This window comes from Pseudomonas capsici (assembly GCF_017165765.1).
Lineage (GTDB): Bacteria > Pseudomonadota > Gammaproteobacteria > Pseudomonadales > Pseudomonadaceae > Aquipseudomonas > Aquipseudomonas capsici.
In genome coordinates this window covers 26,648-43,807 of record NZ_JAFGZD010000004.1, presented here as the reverse complement: position 1 = coordinate 43,807, position 17,160 = coordinate 26,648, and the positions used below count along the sequence as shown (strand labels likewise).

14 protein-coding genes are annotated in these 17,160 nt (G+C 59.3%); 9 read left to right on the top strand and 5 right to left on the bottom strand.

Features of this window, described 5'->3' with window-relative positions; translation table 11 throughout:
- Positions 1-102 precede the first annotated feature (102 nt).
- The 3 genes from JSY17_RS06705 (at position 103) to JSY17_RS06695 (ending at position 3,496) form a co-directional block, all read left to right on the top strand.
- Positions 103-1,482 (top strand): DUF2868 domain-containing protein, encoded by a 1,380-nt coding sequence (locus JSY17_RS06705; RefSeq protein ID WP_206401579.1) that lies wholly within the window; start codon positions 103-105, stop codon positions 1,480-1,482.
- The gene (locus JSY17_RS06700) at positions 1,475-2,857 is read left to right on the top strand and encodes a GTPase/DUF3482 domain-containing protein (RefSeq protein ID WP_206401580.1); all 1,383 of its coding nucleotides are present in this window, start codon (positions 1,475-1,477) and stop codon (positions 2,855-2,857) included. The genes JSY17_RS06705 and JSY17_RS06700 overlap by 8 nt, the downstream gene beginning before the upstream one ends.
- Before the next feature lie 183 nt (positions 2,858-3,040).
- On the top strand, positions 3,041-3,496 hold the full coding sequence (locus tag JSY17_RS06695; protein WP_117181794.1) for a YkgJ family cysteine cluster protein: 456 nt from the start codon (positions 3,041-3,043) through the stop codon (positions 3,494-3,496).
- An 86-nt stretch (positions 3,497-3,582) separates the two neighbouring features.
- On the opposite strand, the gene typA is transcribed toward JSY17_RS06695, so the two are convergent.
- Positions 3,583-5,403, bottom strand: coding sequence for a translational GTPase TypA (gene typA, locus JSY17_RS06690; protein ID WP_117167137.1), 1,821 nt, complete (start codon positions 5,401-5,403; stop codon positions 3,583-3,585).
- 140 nt (positions 5,404-5,543) lie between these two features.
- Positions 5,544-6,998, bottom strand: a complete 1,455-nt coding sequence (gene thiI, locus JSY17_RS06685; protein ID WP_117167136.1) for a tRNA uracil 4-sulfurtransferase ThiI — start codon at positions 6,996-6,998, stop codon at positions 5,544-5,546.
- Between the two features lie 332 nt (positions 6,999-7,330).
- Here thiI and glnA point away from each other — a divergent pair, with 332 nt between their 5' ends.
- From glnA to ntrC, 6 genes are all read left to right on the top strand, one after another.
- Positions 7,331-8,737: a glutamate--ammonia ligase gene (gene glnA, locus JSY17_RS06680; RefSeq protein ID WP_117167134.1), complete on the top strand. Its 1,407-nt coding sequence runs from the start codon at positions 7,331-7,333 to the stop codon at positions 8,735-8,737.
- Between the two features lie 198 nt (positions 8,738-8,935).
- Positions 8,936-9,493 (top strand): chorismate mutase, encoded by a 558-nt coding sequence (locus tag JSY17_RS06675; RefSeq protein WP_206401582.1) that lies wholly within the window; start codon positions 8,936-8,938, stop codon positions 9,491-9,493.
- Between the two features lie 69 nt (positions 9,494-9,562).
- Positions 9,563-10,093, top strand: a complete 531-nt coding sequence (locus tag JSY17_RS06670) for a DUF4124 domain-containing protein (RefSeq protein ID WP_206401584.1) — start codon at positions 9,563-9,565, stop codon at positions 10,091-10,093.
- Positions 10,077-10,721 carry a DUF4124 domain-containing protein gene (locus JSY17_RS06665; RefSeq protein ID WP_117186096.1) on the top strand — a complete coding sequence of 215 codons (645 nt, stop codon included), beginning with the start codon at positions 10,077-10,079 and terminating at the stop codon, positions 10,719-10,721. Before JSY17_RS06670 ends, JSY17_RS06665 begins: the two co-directional genes overlap by 17 nt.
- 303 nt (positions 10,722-11,024) lie before the next feature.
- Positions 11,025-12,110, top strand: coding sequence for a nitrogen regulation protein NR(II) (gene glnL, locus JSY17_RS06660; protein WP_117167130.1), 1,086 nt, complete (start codon positions 11,025-11,027; stop codon positions 12,108-12,110).
- A complete protein-coding gene (gene ntrC, locus JSY17_RS06655) occupies positions 12,107-13,543 on the top strand; it encodes a nitrogen regulation protein NR(I) (protein WP_117181797.1) in 1,437 nt (478 codons plus the stop codon). The genes glnL and ntrC overlap by 4 nt, the downstream gene beginning before the upstream one ends.
- A gap of 96 nt (positions 13,544-13,639) precedes the next feature.
- Here ntrC and mgrA read toward each other — a convergent pair whose 3' ends face one another.
- From mgrA to JSY17_RS06640, 3 genes are all read right to left on the bottom strand, one after another.
- Positions 13,640-14,677, bottom strand: coding sequence for an L-glyceraldehyde 3-phosphate reductase (gene mgrA / locus JSY17_RS06650; RefSeq protein ID WP_122372400.1), 1,038 nt, complete (start codon positions 14,675-14,677; stop codon positions 13,640-13,642).
- 63 nt (positions 14,678-14,740) lie between these two features.
- Positions 14,741-15,682: a sulfonate ABC transporter substrate-binding protein gene (locus JSY17_RS06645; RefSeq protein WP_117167127.1), complete on the bottom strand. Its 942-nt coding sequence runs from the start codon at positions 15,680-15,682 to the stop codon at positions 14,741-14,743.
- Between the two features lie 128 nt (positions 15,683-15,810).
- Positions 15,811-17,139: an LLM class flavin-dependent oxidoreductase gene (locus JSY17_RS06640; RefSeq protein ID WP_201013465.1), complete on the bottom strand. Its 1,329-nt coding sequence runs from the start codon at positions 17,137-17,139 to the stop codon at positions 15,811-15,813.
- Positions 17,140-17,160: the final 21 nt, after the last annotated feature.

Here is a 17,160-nt window from a genome sequence, read left to right as displayed (position 1 = left end):
GGCGCGAGAATAGCAGAGCAATGGAACTCATAGACACCGTCCAAACCCTAAGCTTCACCGCAACGGTTATGCTTGGTGCCTAACTCATCGAAGAGACGCTGTGTGACTGCTCTGACCCCACTCGATACCCTCTGGCTGACCGAAGCTGTACGCCTGCGAGAAGAACAGGCAGGCCTTCTTGAAGATCAGGAAGCCAACCGCCGCGCCCGTGCCGCAGAAGGCGACCTGAGCAGCAGGATCAAACTGCGCGCCCTGTGGCTGGCCGAACGTGACGGCATGATCGGCGCCCTGCACCACTGGAAGCAAGGCGCTCGCCTGGCACTGATCGCACTGACCGTGATCGCGGTTTTCAGTGGCGCGGGTCTGGCCTTTGCGGCCATGGGCAACGGACAGGCGCCGGTCAATGTGTTCTGGGCACTGGGCAGTCTGCTCGGGTTGAACCTGATGCTGCTGATCGGTTGGGCGCTGGGGCTGATATTCACCGGACGCAGCAGCTCAGGCCTGGGCCGACTCTGGCTGTGGGCCAGCGAAAAACTCGCTCGCGATGCTCAGGCCGCGCAACTGGCTCCGGCACTGATTGTGCTGTTGCAACGCCAGCGCCTCAATCGCTGGGCGCTGGGCCTACTGGTCAACAGTCTCTGGCTGGTGGCCTTGCTCAGCGCCATGCTCATGCTGTTGATGCTGATGGCGACGCGACGCTATGGCTTTGTCTGGGAAACCACCATTCTGGGCAGCGAAACCTTCGTCAGCCTGACGCAGACACTGGGCATCATTCCGGCTCTTCTGGGTTTCAGCACACCCGATGAGTTGATGATCCGCGCCAGCGGCAATGGCGTATTGAGTCTGGAAAATGCCCGTCAGGCCTGGGCTTCCTGGCTGGTAGGCATCCTGCTGGTCTTCGGCATCGTGCCGCGCCTGATTCTGGCGCTGTTCTGCCTGTGGCGCTGGAAACGTGGGCGCGCGATCCTGAGGCTGGATCTGGAATTACCCGGCTACCAGCAGTTGCGCGAGCGCCTGATGCCCAGCAGTGAACGCCTGGGCGTCAACGATGCCGCGCCTGCGCAGTTGCATCGAGTACAACCCAACGCAGGTATTGCCAACAGTGAAGGGGCCTTGCTGGTCGCCATCGAACTGGACGATCAATATCCGTGGCCTCCACAACTGCCAACGGACATAGCCGATGCAGGCGTGCTCGACAGCCGCGAATCCCGGCAGAAGCTGCTGGAGCAGTTGGCTCACTATCCGCCTGCACGGCTGCTCATTGCATGCGACCCGCGCCGCTCGCCGGATCGCGGCAGCCTGGCGTTGATTGCCGAGCTGGCCAGATACGCCGGCAAGACCCGCATCTGGCTATTGCCAGCCCCGGCCGGTCAGACGCTTGACCCGCAGCGCCTCAATGACTGGCACGTCGCCCTGCAGCAACTGGAGCTGACATGGAGTGAAGGTTCGCTGATGAACTGGCTGGAGACAGGCAATGACTGAGCAAAACAAACCTCGCGCACTCAAGCTGGCAGTCGTGGGCCATACCAATGTCGGCAAGACCTCATTGTTGCGCACCCTGACCCGCGATAGCGGTTTCGGTGAAGTCTCCCACCGCCCCAGCACCACACGCCATGTAGAAGGTGCGCGCTTGTCGGTCGAAGGCCAGGCCCTGCTTGAGCTCTACGACACACCCGGCCTGGAAGATGCCATTGCCCTGCTCGACTACCTTGAGCGCCTGGATCGCCCCGGCGAACGACTGGACGGGCCTGCACGACTGGCGCGTTTTCTGGAAAGCAGCGAGGCCCGCCAGCGCTTCGAGCAGGAAGCCAAGGTCTTGCGCCAGTTGCTCGATTCGGACGCCGGTCTGTACGTGATCGACGCCCGCGAACCGATTCTGTCCAAATACCGTGATGAGCTGGCGGTATTGGCAAGCTGTGGCAAGCCGCTGCTGCCGGTATTGAATTTCGTCAGCAGCCCGCAACAGCGCGAGCCGGACTGGCGTGAAGCCCTTTCTCGCCTTGGCCTGCATGCGCTGGTGCGCTTCGACAGTGTGGCACCGCCGGAAGATGGCGAGCGTCGACTCTACGAAAGCCTGGCGCTGATGATGGAAAGCGCTCGTCCGCAACTGGAGCGCCTGATCGAGGATCAGCAGGCCCAGCGCAAGGCCCGACGACACAGTGCAGCGCGGCTGATTGCAGAACTGCTGATTGACTGCGCAGCCTGTCGGCGCAGCGTGGAAACCGATGCGCAGCAGGAACAGAAGGCTATCGAAGAACTGCGCAAGATCATTCGCCAGCGCGAACAACGTTGCGTCGAAGCGCTGCTCAAGCTGTATGCCTTTCGCGCACAGGACGCCTCGGCAGCAGACTTGCCGTTACTGGATGGTCGCTGGGGCGATGACTTGTTCAACCCTGAAACCCTCAGGCAACTGGGCGTGCGGGTCGGCGGCGGCGTGGCGGCAGGCGCTGCGGCCGGAGCCGGTGTCGATCTGCTGGTCGGCGGTATCACGCTGGGGGCCGCGGCACTGGCCGGAGCCATTGCAGGCGGTGCATTGCAGACAGTGCGCAGTTATGGCGGACGGCTGCTGGGGAAACTCAAAGGACAGCGTGAGCTGACCGTAGACGACGCCGTGCTGCGTCTGCTGGCACTCAGGCAACATCACCTGCTGCAGGCGCTGGAGGCCAGAGGCCACGCGGCCATGGGCAGTATCGAAGTGAGCGCCCCTCAGGAAAAGGCCTGGCGCGAAGGCAAACTTCCCGATGCCCTGCACAAGGCGCGGGCACATCCTCAGTGGTCATCGCTCAACCCCGGCGCGAAACTGAGCCAGACCGAACGACAGGAACAGATCGAGAACCTGGCGAACTCCAGACTGTAAGCGGAGTTACCCGCGAAGCAGCCGCTAAATCCACAAGAAATGTATCGCCAGAAATGTCTTCCGTTCCTGCGCAGCAGTGTGGCTGTGTGTACACCGACAGTCGCCTGACACATTTTTGCCTACGCTAAACCCGCAAGCCCCGGTATGATCGCGCGCCCGATACACCCGGAAGCCTGAACCGAAATGAAATCCACCTTGATCGCAGCCGCAGAGATCGACCGTCTCGAGACCTGGGCCAAGTATTCCAGTCATATGTGCGGTGGCTGCATTTCCAGCTGCTGCACCTTGCCGGTAGAAGTGAAGATCAAGGATCTGATCCGCATCGGCATCGTTGACGAGTTCGAGAAAGACGAGCCCGCCAAGAACATCGCCAAGCGTCTGCAGAAGGAAGGGATCGTCGAGCGCTTCAATCAGAAGTCCGGCATCTTCACCCTGCAGCGCATGAGCAACAACGACTGCCTGTATCTGGATCGCAAGAGCCGGCTGTGCACCATCTATGACAAGCGCCCGGACACCTGCCGCAACCACCCGAAGATCGGTCCGCGCCCAGGTTATTGTGCCTACAAGCCCAAGGCCGTCGAGCGCCAGAACAGCGGCGCGCTGAACTCGAACTCGGGCCGCGTCCCCCTGAAGTTCTGATCCTACGCCACCAAAACCAGGGCATAAAAAAACGCCCCCGGCCTTTCGACCGGGGGCGTTTCTTTTTCAGCCTGTCAACCGATCACTCAGTTCTTGGCTTTCTTGGCAGCGCGGGTACGCTCGCCTTCGTCGAGGATCTTCTTGCGCAGACGGATCGACTTCGGCGTCACTTCGCACAGCTCGTCGTCCTGGATGAATTCCAGAGCCTGTTCCAGAGTGAAGCGAACCGGCGGAACCAAGGCGATGGTTTCGTCCTTGCCCGAAGCACGCATGTTATCGAGCTTCTTGCCCTTGGTCGGGTTGACGCCCAGGTCGTTGTCACGGCTGTTCAGACCGATGATCTGACCGTTGTAGATGTCCTGACCGTGCTCGATGAACAGCTTGCCGCGAGCCTGCAGGGTTTCCAGGGAGTAGGTCAGAGCCTTGCCGGTTTCGACCGAAACCAGTACGCCGTTCTGACGACCGGACATGTGGCCGGACTTCATGGTGTCGTAGCGATCGAAGATCGAGGTCAGGATGCCTGCACCGTTGGTCAGAGTCAGGAACTGGTTACGGAAACCGATCAGACCACGCGCTGGAATGTTGTATTCCAGACGTACACGGCCCTTGCCATCCGGCGCCATGTTGGTCAGGTCGCCCTTACGCAGACCCATTTCTTCCATGACCTTGCCCTGGGATTCTTCAGGGATGTCGATGGTGACGTTTTCGAACGGTTCCTGCTTGGCACCGTTGACTTCGCGGATGATCACTTCAGGACGGCCTACAGCCATTTCGAAGCCTTCGCGACGCATGGTTTCGATCAGAACCGAGAGGTGCAGCTCACCACGGCCGGAAACCTTGAACTTGTCGGCGGAGTCGCCTTCTTCAACACGCAGAGCAACGTTGTACAGCAGTTCCTTGTCCAGACGTTCCTTGATGTTACGGCTGGTGACGAACTTGCCTTCCTTACCGCAGAAAGGCGAGTCGTTGACCTGGAAGGTCATGGAAACGGTTGGCTCGTCGACGGTCAGAGGCTTCATCGCTTCGACGTTCTGTGGGTCGCACAGAGTGTCGGAGATGAACAGCTCTTCGAAGCCGCTGATGCAGACGATATCGCCAGCAGTGGCTTCTTCGACGTCGATGCGGTGCAGACCGTGGTGACCCATCAGTTTCAGGATACGGCCGTTGCGCTTCTTGCCGTCGGTGTCGATGGCGACAACCGGAGTGTTCGGCTTGACGCGACCGCGAGCGATACGGCCAACACCGATGATGCCCAGGAAGCTGTTGTAGTCCAGGGCGGAGATCTGCATCTGGAACGGACCGTCGACGTCAACGGCAGGAGCCGGTACGTGGTCAACGATGGCCTGGTACAGCGGGCTCATGTCTTCGGCCATTTCGGTGTGATCCAGACCGGCGATGCCGTTCAGGGCCGAAGCGTAGACGACCTTGAAGTCCAGCTGTTCGTCGGTGGCACCCAGGTTGTCGAACAGGTCGAAGATCTGGTCCAGAACCCAGTCAGGACGCGCGCCCGGACGGTCGACCTTGTTGATGACAACGATTGGCTTCAGACCGGCTTCGAAAGCCTTCTTGGTCACGAAGCGGGTTTGCGGCATAGGGCCGTCCTGAGCGTCGACCAGCAGCAGTACGGAGTCAACCATCGACATCACGCGCTCTACTTCGCCACCGAAGTCGGCGTGGCCAGGGGTGTCGACGATGTTGATGCGGTACTCGCCCCAACGGATCGCGGTGTTCTTGGCCAGAATGGTAATGCCGCGCTCTTTTTCCTGGTCGTTGGAGTCCATGACGCGCTCGTCGTTGAGCTCGTTACGCTCCAGAGTGCCGGACTGACGCAGAAGTTTGTCTACCAGGGTGGTCTTGCCATGGTCAACGTGAGCAATGATGGCGATGTTACGTAGATTTTCGATCACTTGTGTATCTCGATCAGAGGATTCGGTGAGCTGACTGTGGTCAGGCAGCAATTAACATGGAGTCGGCAAAAGCCGTTACGGCTTGACGACTGGTGTCGGGGGGCCGGTGACGCAAGCCACAGGCAAACAGCCCCGGGCACTTAGCTCGGTCGATAAACGCGCACATTGGCATGCCCCTCACTGAGCAGATGGTGAGCATGCAGGCGACTCATGACGCCTTTGTCGCAATACAACAGGTACTGGCGCGTGTTATCCAGTTCCTTGAAGCGGCTGTTCAATGCATAGAACGGCAGCGTCTGTATCTCTACGCCCGGCACTTCCAGCGGCTGGTCTTCCTGGGCATCCGGGTGACGGATATCGATGACCACCTGACCGGCCAGCGCCTGGCTGACTTCTTCTATTTCGACATTCTGGCTCAGATCGTCGATCACCCGATCGATGGTCACCAGCCTGGCCCGCTCGAGCGCACGCTCAAGAACGGCCATGTCGAACTGCTTCTCTTCATACTCAACGCGATTACGCTTGGCGTTGGTCTTGGGGTTGACCGAAATCACCCCGCAATATTCAGGCATGTGCCGGGCGAAGTCGGCCGTGCCGATTTCAGTCGCCAGATCGACGATGTCCTGCTTGTGGCTGGCAATCAGCGGTCGCAGCACCAGTTTGTCGGTGGCCGAGTCGATGACCGAAAGATTGGGCAGCGTCTGGCTGGACACCTGCGAAATCGCTTCGCCCGTCACCAGCACATCGATTTCGAGGCGGTCGGCAACAGATGAGGCAGCGCGCAACATCATACGCTTCAAAACTACACCCATATGACTGTTATCGACTTTCTGCAGAATTTCTCCCAGAACTTCCTCGAAAGGCACACTGACAAACAGCACTCGTTGTGAACTGCCGTACTTCTTCCAGATGAAGTGAGCGACTTCCATCACGCCCAGCTCATGGGCACGCCCACCCAGATTGAAGAAGCAGAAGTGCGCCATCAGGCCACGACGCATGATCTGGTAGGCCGCCACGGTCGAATCGAAACCGCCGGACATCAGCACCAGCGTCTGTTCCAGGGCACCCAGCGGATAACCGCCCATGCCAGTATGCTGGTCATGGATGACAAACAGACGCTGGTCGCGAATTTCCATGCGCACCACGAGTTCGGGCTTGCGCAGCTCGATACCGGCGGCACCACATTGCTGGCGCAGCTTGCTGCCGACGTACTTCTCGACGTCCATGGAGCTGAAGTCGTGTCGCCCCGCACGCTTGCAGCGCACCGAAAACATCTTGCCGGGCAGCAGGTCGCCGTAATGCACCTTGCACCTGGCAACGATGTCATCCAGATCGCCCAGCGGGTATTCGGCAACCTGCAGGAAATTGGCGATACCCGGCATGCAGCTCAGGCGCTCGGTGATGCCCTGCAGGACCTTTGGATCGGTCAGCCTCGTTTCGACCTCGAGATTGTCCCATACGCCACCCACGACAATGTCCGCGTCCAGTTCACGGAGCACGGTACGAATGTTCTTGGCCAGCTGGCGGATGAACTTCTTGCGCACCGGCGGGCTTTTGATGGTGATTTCGGGAAAAACTTTGACGATTAGTTTCATGGAAACGGTACGTGAGGTGCCGGCCGAAAAAGGGGGGCGCGGATTATAGCGGAAATTGCTCAAGGTTTAACCAGTTATCGTACTACCAATCATCAGCGCACTAAAAAGGCACGCTTCGACATTTTAAAGCACCATAAAGGTGCGTCATTTTGCCGATAAATCCGTTTTCACCTCCAAAAAGGCCTTGTTTGGGGCAAAAAACCCAACTCGGGGCACTGGCATGCAATTTGCTCCCTTGTGAGGCAGGTTGCCTTGGCAGAGTATCTGCGCCGGCATCACCCAAATTTAAGGGGCCACAACCATAACCAGGCCCTAGCCACCCGGAGGACACCATGTCGAAGTCGGTTCAACTCATCAAAGATCATGACGTTAAATGGATTGATCTGCGCTTCACTGACACCAAAGGCAAGCAGCAACACGTCACCATGCCAGCTCGCGATGCGCTGGACGACGACTTCTTTGAAGTCGGCAAGATGTTCGACGGTTCCTCCATTGAAGGCTGGAAAGGTATCGAAGCCTCCGACATGATCCTGCTGCCGGACGACAGCTCCGCAGTGCTGGACCCGTTCACCGAAGAGCCGACCCTGATCCTGGTCTGCGACATCATCGAACCTTCGACCATGCAAGGCTATGACCGCGACCCGCGCGCCATCGCCCACCGCGCCGAGGAATACCTGAAGTCCACCGGTATCGGTGACACCGTATTCGTTGGCCCGGAGCCAGAATTCTTCATCTTCGATTCGGTCAAGTACAAGTCCGACATCTCCGGCTCCATGTTCAAGATCTTCTCCGAGCAAGGCTCGTGGATGACCGATCAGGACGTGGAAGGCGGCAACAAAGGCCACCGTCCAGGTATCAAAGGCGGCTACTTCCCGGTTCCACCGGTCGACCACGACCACGAAATCCGTACTGCCATGTGCAACGCACTGGAAGAAATGGGTCAGGTCGTCGAAGTTCACCACCACGAAGTGGCAACTGCCGGCCAGAACGAAATCGGCGTGAAGTTCAACACTCTGGTTGCCAAGGCTGACGAAGTTCAGACCCTCAAGTATGTCGTGCACAACGTTGCCGACGCTTACGGTCGCACCGCTACCTTCATGCCAAAGCCTCTGTACGGCGATAACGGTTCGGGCATGCACGTTCACATGTCCATCGCCAAAGATGGCAAGAACACCTTCGCAGGCGAAGGCTATGCCGGCCTGTCCGACACCGCTCTGTACTTCATCGGCGGTATCATCAAGCACGGTAAGGCCCTGAACGGCTTCACCAACCCTTCGACCAACTCCTACAAGCGTCTGGTCCCAGGCTTCGAAGCTCCGGTAATGCTGGCCTACTCGGCTCGTAACCGTTCCGCCTCGATCCGTATTCCTTACGTCTCCAGCCCACGTGGCCGTCGTATCGAAGCACGCTTCCCGGATCCGGCAGCCAACCCGTACCTGGCGTTCGCTGCACTGTTGATGGCTGGCCTGGACGGCATCCAGAACAAGATCCACCCTGGCGATGCAGCTGACAAGAACCTGTATGACCTGCCGCCAGAAGAGGCCAAAGGCATTCCACAAGTTTGCGGCAGCCTGAAAGAAGCCCTGGAAGAGCTGGACAAAGGTCGTGCGTTCCTGACCAAAGGCGGCGTTTTCAGCGACGACTTCATCGACGCTTACATCGAGCTGAAAAGCGAAGAAGAAATCCGCGTGCGTACTTTCGTACACCCACTGGAATACGAGCTGTACTACAGCTGCTGATCCAGTCGCGTCATCTCTGACGACGCCACAAAAGGACCTCCTTCGGGAGGTCTTTTTTTGCCCTCGATAATCTCAAACGCAGCGAACCTTGAGATCGAACCCCAGCGCATTAACTTTTGCTCACGTCATGGCACTGGCTCTGGTCGATGACCTGGAGTTAAATCTGCGCTCCACCCACAGATTCGAGATGGAACCGCCATGCGCCTGCTTCTGGCCACTTCGCTGCTGACTCTGACGTGCATGTCTCCCTGCATCACCCTCGCCGCCGAACAGAAACCATCGCCTGTTGATCCTTTGTTGCAAGCCATCAGCGAGCGCCTGACCATTGCCGATCAGGTTGCCTTGAGCAAATGGGACAGTGGCAAGGCTGTCGAAGATCCGCCTCGCGAGCAGCAGGTCATCAGTGCCGCTCAGGCCCGCGCAGCCGAATTCAAACTCGATCCCGACGACGTTCAACGACTGTTTCGCGCCCAGATAGAAGCCAACAAACGCGTGCAGAACGCTCTGCTCGAACAGTGGCACACAGCAGGCAAGGCACCCGATACCACGCGCCAGAGCCTGGTCGACGACATCCGCCCCCGACTGGACCGATTGCAGACCGAATTGCTGCGCGCCTATGCCGACTTCCAGCCGGTCCGCACCTCGGACAACTGCCAGACAGTGCTGGATGCGGCACTCAAGCATCACCGTACCGACCCGATTCACGATCAGGCACTGGTCCTTGCCACCACGGATCTGTGCGCCGCGAAACTGTAAGCCTGACCGCCCGATACAGGACCAAGTGTTCTATGCTGGTGACCTTTGCCCTTTGCTGCCGAGAATCTCATGCGCCAAAGCCTCATCTGCCTGTTCCTATTGATCAGCCTGCCTGCTGCGGCGCAGATCTATAAGTACACCGATGCGAATGGCAATACCGCATACAGCAATCAGCCGCCCAATGGCATCAAGACCGAGGTCGTCGAGTTGCCGCCACTCAACAGCGTGGAATCCCGGGTTCCCGCCCCACCGGCCATGAACACCACACCACAACCGACGAGCACACAGACACAGTCTCGGGACGCATACAGCACGCTGGAACTGACTGACCTGCCGATAGACGAAGCACTGCGCGCCAATGACGGCACCTTCACGGTCGGTGTGAAGATTCAGCCACGCCTGCGGCCCGGTCATCAGCTTCAATTGCTGGTGGACGGCAATCCTTACGGAACGCCCACCAATATCCCCCGCCTGCAGGTAGTGAATATCGACCGGGGTGAGCACAGTTTTGCGGTCCAGGTGCTGGACTCCCAACGCATCGTCCAGCAAAGCCAGACAATCACCCTCACCGTGCAGCGCGTCCATGTCAACCGCCCCTGAACAACGCCTGCTCCATGGCCTGCTGATGTGTCTGTTGCTGCTGACAGTCTTGCCGGCAGCTGCTGACGTCTATACCTACATCGATGCCAACGGCAACCGGGTATTCACCGATCAGCCGCACAAGAATGCCAAGCGCGTGGAGATCCCGCCCAGCAACAACATGACGGGAACACCACCTGCCCGCACCTATCAGGCAGCGCCCGCAAAACCCAGGACCAAGGCGATATTTCGCTATCAACTGCTGCGGGTGCTGGTTCCCGAGCCGGACGGGACTGTGCGCAGCACCAGCGGCGACGTCATCGTGACCGTCACCAGCGAACCGGCTTTGCAGCCCGGGCATAGCTATCGACTGTTTCTGGATGGCCAACCCGCGGGCCAGCCCGGACGCAGCCCGGTAATCCCGCTGAGCAATATCGACCGGGGCACGCATCAGTTATCGGTCGAGATAGTCGATGAAGCCGGCCGCGTGCTGGAAAAGACTCCCAATCAGCCCTTCCACATGCTGCGCACTTCGCTGGCACAAAAGCGCAAGGCAAATCCGTGTCAGCTTCCCGAGTATGGCGTGCGTCCCGAATGCCCGATCAAGGACAAGCCCGAAGAAGAAAACAGCATCCTGCCTTTTTTCTAGGCAGAAAAGACCATCCCGCCAACAAAGCACCTTAATGGTGCATCATGTGATCCAGCACGCCTCAAGACAGCCCAATATGGTTCAGAAATGGCTGTGAGATGGCGCTTTATGTGAGCACCGATCCAAAAAAAGCCCGATTTTGCGAATTAAACGCTTCTTTTCGGAGCCTTGGTTTGGTTCTTGCAACTTCGCTTGCACAGCACCCCGTTAAGCACCGTATCAGTGGCTTTGCTGATGCTGGCCAGGACGGCTCAGCCCTGCACCTCCGCGATTGCAATGTGCCAAAAGAGGTCAACAAGATTCATGACTATCAGCGACGCGCTGCACCGTCTGTTACTGGACAACCTGACCACTGCCACCATCCTGCTCAATGCCGATCTGCGCCTTGAGTACATGAACCCGGCAGCGGAAATGCTGCTGGCCATCAGTGGTCAGCGCAGCCATGGACAATTCATCAGCGAGCTGTTCACCGAGTCCGCCGAAGCACTGAGTTCGCTTCGTCAGGCCGTGGAGCAGGCCCACCCTTTCACCAAGCGCGAAGCCATGCTGACCGCACTGACCGGCCAGACCCTGACAGTCGACTACGCGGTAACGCCTATTCTCAACAAGGGCGAAACCCTGTTGCTGCTCGAGGTTCATCCTCGTGATCGCCTGCTGCGCATCACCAAGGAAGAAGCCCAATTGTCCAAGCAGGAAACCACCAAGATGCTGGTGCGTGGCCTGGCTCACGAAATCAAGAATCCCCTGGGCGGTATTCGCGGCGCGGCGCAGCTGCTGTCCCGTGAACTGCCCGAGGAAAGCCTCAAGGACTACACCAACGTCATCATCGAAGAAGCGGATCGCCTGCGTAATCTGGTGGACCGGATGCTGGGCTCCAACAAGCTGCCTTCGCTGGCCATGACCAATGTGCACGAAGTACTCGAGCGGGTCAGCAGTCTGGTCGAGGCAGAAACCCAGGGATGCATCACTCTGGTGCGCGACTATGATCCAAGTATCCCGGACGTACTGATAGACCGTGAACAAATGATTCAGGCCGTGCTCAATATCGTACGCAACGCAATGCAGGCCATCGGCAGTCAGAACGAGCTGCGTCTGGGACGAATCACCCTGCGCACCCGCGCCATGCGCCAGTTCACCATCGGGCACATTCGCCATCGACTGGTGAGCAAGATCGAAATCATCGACAACGGCCCCGGTATTCCGGCCGAACTCCAGGAAACCATTTTCTACCCCATGGTCAGTGGCCGCCCGGATGGTACGGGACTCGGACTTGCCATTACCCAGAACATCATTAGCCAGCACCAGGGGCTGATCGAATGTGAGAGCCATACCGGCCACACCACTTTCTCGATCTTCCTGCCGCTGGAACAAGGAGCCGCTTCGACATGAGCCGTAGTGAAACTGTCTGGATCGTAGATGACGATCGTTCCATCCGCTGGGTACTGGAAAAGGCTCTGCAACAGGAAGGCATGACCACACAAAGCTTCGATAGCGCGGATGGGGTGATGAGTCGCCTGGCCCGTCAGCAACCGGACGTGATCATTTCCGACATCCGCATGCCCGGTGCCAGTGGCCTGGACCTGCTGGCCCGGATTCGCGAACAGCATCCGCGTCTGCCGGTGATCATCATGACCGCCCACTCGGACCTCGACAGCGCCGTGGCGTCGTATCAGGGCGGTGCCTTCGAGTACCTGCCCAAACCGTTCGACGTCGACGAAGCCGTCTCGCTGGTCAAACGTGCCAACCAGCATGCTCAGGAACAGCAAGGCCTGGATGCAGCCCCGACTCTGGCTCGCACCCCGGAAATCATTGGTGAAGCACCTGCGATGCAGGAAGTGTTTCGCGCCATCGGGCGTCTGAGCCATTCCAACATCACCGTGCTGATCAACGGCGAATCGGGTACCGGTAAAGAACTGGTCGCCCATGCTCTGCACCGCCACAGCCCGCGCTCGGCTTCACCGTTCATTGCGCTGAACATGGCGGCGATTCCAAAGGATCTGATGGAGTCTGAGCTGTTTGGCCACGAAAAAGGTGCCTTCACCGGCGCGGCCAACCTGCGGCGCGGCCGCTTCGAGCAGGCCGATGGCGGCACGCTGTTTCTCGACGAAATCGGTGACATGCCCGCCGACACCCAGACTCGCCTGCTGCGGGTGCTGGCTGACGGTGAGTTCTACCGGGTCGGCGGTCATACGCCGGTCAAGGTCGATGTACGCATCATTGCCGCGACTCACCAGAACCTCGAAACCCTGGTGCAGGCCGGCAAGTTCCGTGAAGACCTGTTCCACCGCCTGAACGTGATCCGCATCCATATTCCACGCATGTCGGACCGTCGCGAAGACATCCCGACCCTGGCCAAGCACTTCCTGAGCCGCGCCGCGCAGGAACTGGCGGTAGAACCCAAGCTGCTCAAGGCCGAGACCGAGGAATACCTCAAGCACCTGCCATGGCCGGGTAACGTTCGCCAACTGGAAAACACCTGCCGCTGGATCACGGTCATGGCTTCAGGCCGTGAAGTGCATATCAGCGACCTGCCACCCGAACTGCTCAGTCTGCCGCAGGATGCAGCGCCGGTGACCAACTGGGAACAGGCACTGCGTCAGTGGGCCGATCAGGCCCTGTCCCGTGGCCAGTCCAGCCTGCTGGACAGCGCCGTGCCGACCTTCGAACGCATCATGATCGAAACCGCCCTCAAGCACACCGCAGGCCGCCGTCGCGACGCCGCCGTGCTGCTGGGCTGGGGCCGCAATACCTTGACTCGCAAGATCAAGGAACTGGGCATGAAAGTCGATGGCGGGGATGACGACGAAGGCGACGAAGGCTAAACACCCCCTCGCCTTTTCATGATGATCTGTGCGAGGCAGCTTGCTGGCGACTTTTCAATTTGTCGTCAGCAAGCTGCCTCACACATCCTCAAGAGATTATTGAGCCAGCGATGGCTTTTCCCAGAGGTTGATCCCGCCTTCCACCGCGAAACGATCGATCTCGGCCAGTTCTTCCTTGCTGAACTCAAGGTTCTTCAGCGCGCCGACGTTTTCGATGATCTGCTCAGGGCGACTGGCGCCGATCAGGGCTGACGTCACGCGCGGATCGCGCAGCGTCCAGGCCAGTGCCATCTGTGCCAGGCTCTGGCCGCGACGCTGGGCGATCTCGTTGAGTGCCCGCACATGGGCAATGTTCTCTTCCGACAAGTGCGAAGCCTGCAACGAACCACCACCCGGACGATTGACTCGGGCGTCCTTTGGCACGCCATTGAGATATTTGTCGGACAGCAGCCCTTGAGCCAGAGCCGTAAAGGCAATCACGCCAGCCCCCAGCTCTTCGGTGGCATCGAGCAGATCCTTCTCGACCCAGCGATTGAGCAGGTTGTAAGCCGGCTGATGAATCAACAGCGGCACTTTCCATTCTTTCAGCAGCGCGGCGATTTCCCGGGTTTTCGAGCCCGAGTAGGAAGAAATGCCGATGTATAGCGCCTTGCCCTGCTGCACGGCAGTGGCCAGTGCGCCAGCGGTTTCTTCCAGCGGTGTGTCCGGGTCGAAGCGGTGGGAATAGAAGATATCCACATAATCGAGGCCAAGGCGCTGCAGGCTCTGGTCGAGACTGGCCAGCACGTACTTGCGTGAACCGCCGCCCTGACCATAAGGCCCTGGCCACATGTCCCAGCCAGCCTTGGTGGAGATGATCAGTTCGTCACGGTACTGTTTGAAATCCTCACGCAGCAGGCGACCAAAGTTCACCTCGGCGCTGCCATAGGGCGGACCATAGTTGTTGGCCAGGTCGAAATGGTTGATGCCCAGATCGAAAGCCGTGCGCAGCATGGCGCGCTGGGTATCGATGGGCGTGCTGTCACCGAAGTTGTGCCAAAGACCAAGCGAGAGCGCCGGCAACACCAGCCCACTGCGGCCGGTACGGCGATAAGGCATGTCGTTATAGCGGTTTTCGGCAGCGATATAGGTCATTGAGTCCTCTCTTTGTAGTCACCATGGCCGTGCGAGCAGGCTCCTGCCCGTTGCCAGCCTGATTCACTCTGCGTTTTTCTTCAATACGGCCTGCTGTACATCGACCCGCTTGGGCACCAGTCGGTTCTCGTAGAACAGATCGGCGGTGGCCTGTTGGGCGCGGATGATTTCAGGCGTGATCGGCAGGCTGGGTGATTCTGGACGATGGTCGATGTACTGGGCGATCACCGCTTCAGGCAGGCCCATGCTGCGCACCAGGATCTGAATGCTTCCAGCCCGGTCGCTACGGGTCAGCGCATCGGCGGCACTCAGCTCGTCCAGGACCTGCTGAACGAACACCCCGTTGCTTTCGGCATAGGCACGGCGGGCTGTATAGATCGGCCCCGACAGACCAAGCCCTTCGCCATTGGCCAGCACGCGGCTGTGCCCTTCGTTGATGGCGATGGAGTAATAAGGGTCCCAGATGGCCCAGGCATCGACACTGCCGTTCTCGAACGCGGCACGGGCATCGGCCGGGGTCAGGTAGACCGGCTGGATATCCTTGAAGCTCAGACCGGCCTTGTTCAAGGCTCGCAGCACCAGGTTGTGTGCGCTTGAGCCCTTCTGCAGGGCGACCTTGCGCCCCTTGAGATCTGTCACGCCCTTGAGCGGGCTGTCGTTGCGCACCAGGATGGTTTCGGCTTGCGGCTTGGCCGGCTCGGCACCGATGTACACCAGATCGGCACCCGCCACCTGGGCAAAGATCGGCGGAATATCACCGGTCGAAGCGATATCCAGGCTGCCGATATTCAAGGCCTCGAGCATCTGCGGCCCGGCCGGGAACTCGATCCACTTGATCTGCGTGTTGGCGAAACGCTTTTCCAGCAAGCCGTGTTCCTTGGCCAGTACCAGTGTGATGGAGCCTTTCTGATAACCGATGCGCAGCGCGTCCGGCTCCTTGGCGATGGCGGTATTGAATACCCCGCACAAGGTCAGAGCGGCGGCGATGAATGCCAGTGGTTTCATGTAGGTTTTCCTTGTGAATAGAGCCATCGTCGCAGGAGTGAATTCATGGGCGAGAGGCCGGTACACCCGAAGAAAATGTGTCGCCGGCAATACCCTCTCGCGGATGAATCCGCTCCTACAATCGTCCGTTACTCGAAGCGGTTCGAGGGCCTTTGCAGTCCGAGGTTTTCACGCAGGGTCGAGCCCTCGTATTGGGTGCGGAACAAGCCGCGGCGTTGCAGCTCAGGCACCAGCAGGCGCGCGACATCTTCCAGACCTCCCGGCAGATGCGGCACCAGTACATTGAAGCCATCGGCGGCGCCTTGTTCGAACCAGGTCTGCAGCTCATCGGCAATCTGCGTCGGCGTACCGATCAGGCTGTAATGGCCTCGGCCACCGGCAATCCGCCGTCCCAGTTGTGCAAGGTTCAGGTTTTCTTTCTCGGCCAGATCGGTCAGCAGCTTTTGCCGACTGCGCTGGCCACTGTCGGTCAACGGCAATTCCGGCAAAGGCCCGTCCAGTGGATAGCCCGACAGATCGAAATTGCCCAGCATGCGGCCCAGCAACGCCACGCCCACATGGGGGTCGACCAGATCCTGGAACGACTCGAATTTCGCCTTGGCCTCAGCCTCGGTTTCAGCCACGACGATAAACACACCGGGCATGATTTTCAGCGATTCGGCACTGCGCCCGTAAGTCTTCAGCCGCCCCTTGATATCGGCATAGAACGCCTGGGCATCGGCCAGAGATGTCTGGGCCGTGAAGACCACTTCAGCCGTCTGCGCCGCCAGATCCCGACCGACTTCCGAAGAACCCGCCTGCACCACGACAGGCTGGCCTTGCGGAGAACGCGCCACATTCAGCGGACCTTTGACGCTGAAGTGTTCGCCCTGATGGTCGAGCACATGCAGCTTGGCGGGGTCGTAATACTCTCCGCTGGCCTTGTCGCGGATAAAGGCATCGTCCGCCCAGCTGTCCCAGAGCCCGGTCACGACCTGATGAAACTCGCGGGCACGGCTGTAGCGTTCGGCGTGTCCCACGTGTTCTTCACGACCGAAGTTCTGCGCTTCGGCTGCGGCATCGGAAGTCACCAGATTCCAGCCGGCTCGCCCACCGGACAGGTGGTCCAGCGAGGCGAACTTGCGAGCGACGTGGTAAGGCTCGTTATAAGTCGTGGTCGCCGTTGCAATCAGACCGATGTTCTCGGTTACCGCGCTCAGGGCCGAGAGCAGTGTCAGCGGTTCGAAATGATCGGAACGCGCCATGTGACTGGCGATATCTCCGGTCGCAGCCGCCACACTGTCGGCCACGAACAAAGCGTCGAACCGGGCCTCCTCCGCCACTCTGGCCAGATGCTTGTAGTGCTTGATATCAAGCCCTGCATTGGCCGGAACATCCGGGTGACGCCAGGCCGCCACATGATGCCCGGTGGCCATTAGAAATGCGCCTAACTTCAACTGACGAGCGGACTCGCTCATAACCAACTCCTTACCGATTCA

Coding starts and splice junctions, on each gene's coding strand:
- ntrC (WP_117181797.1), top strand. CDS start 12,107: ATGAGCCGTAGTGAAACTGTCTGGATCGTAGATGACGATCGTTCCATC.
- JSY17_RS06700 (WP_206401580.1), top strand. CDS start 1,475: ATGACTGAGCAAAACAAACCTCGCGCACTCAAGCTGGCAGTCGTGGGC.
- JSY17_RS06670 (WP_206401584.1), top strand. CDS start 9,563: ATGCGCCAAAGCCTCATCTGCCTGTTCCTATTGATCAGCCTGCCTGCT.
- glnL (WP_117167130.1), top strand. CDS start 11,025: ATGACTATCAGCGACGCGCTGCACCGTCTGTTACTGGACAACCTGACC.
- JSY17_RS06645 (WP_117167127.1), bottom strand. CDS start 15,682: ATGAAACCACTGGCATTCATCGCCGCCGCTCTGACCTTGTGCGGGGTA.
- JSY17_RS06695 (WP_117181794.1), top strand. CDS start 3,041: ATGAAATCCACCTTGATCGCAGCCGCAGAGATCGACCGTCTCGAGACC.
- JSY17_RS06675 (WP_206401582.1), top strand. CDS start 8,936: ATGCGCCTGCTTCTGGCCACTTCGCTGCTGACTCTGACGTGCATGTCT.
- JSY17_RS06640 (WP_201013465.1), bottom strand. CDS start 17,139: ATGAGCGAGTCCGCTCGTCAGTTGAAGTTAGGCGCATTTCTAATGGCC.
- glnA (WP_117167134.1), top strand. CDS start 7,331: ATGTCGAAGTCGGTTCAACTCATCAAAGATCATGACGTTAAATGGATT.
- JSY17_RS06665 (WP_117186096.1), top strand. CDS start 10,077: ATGTCAACCGCCCCTGAACAACGCCTGCTCCATGGCCTGCTGATGTGT.
- thiI (WP_117167136.1), bottom strand. CDS start 6,998: ATGAAACTAATCGTCAAAGTTTTTCCCGAAATCACCATCAAAAGCCCG.
- mgrA (WP_122372400.1), bottom strand. CDS start 14,677: ATGACCTATATCGCTGCCGAAAACCGCTATAACGACATGCCTTATCGC.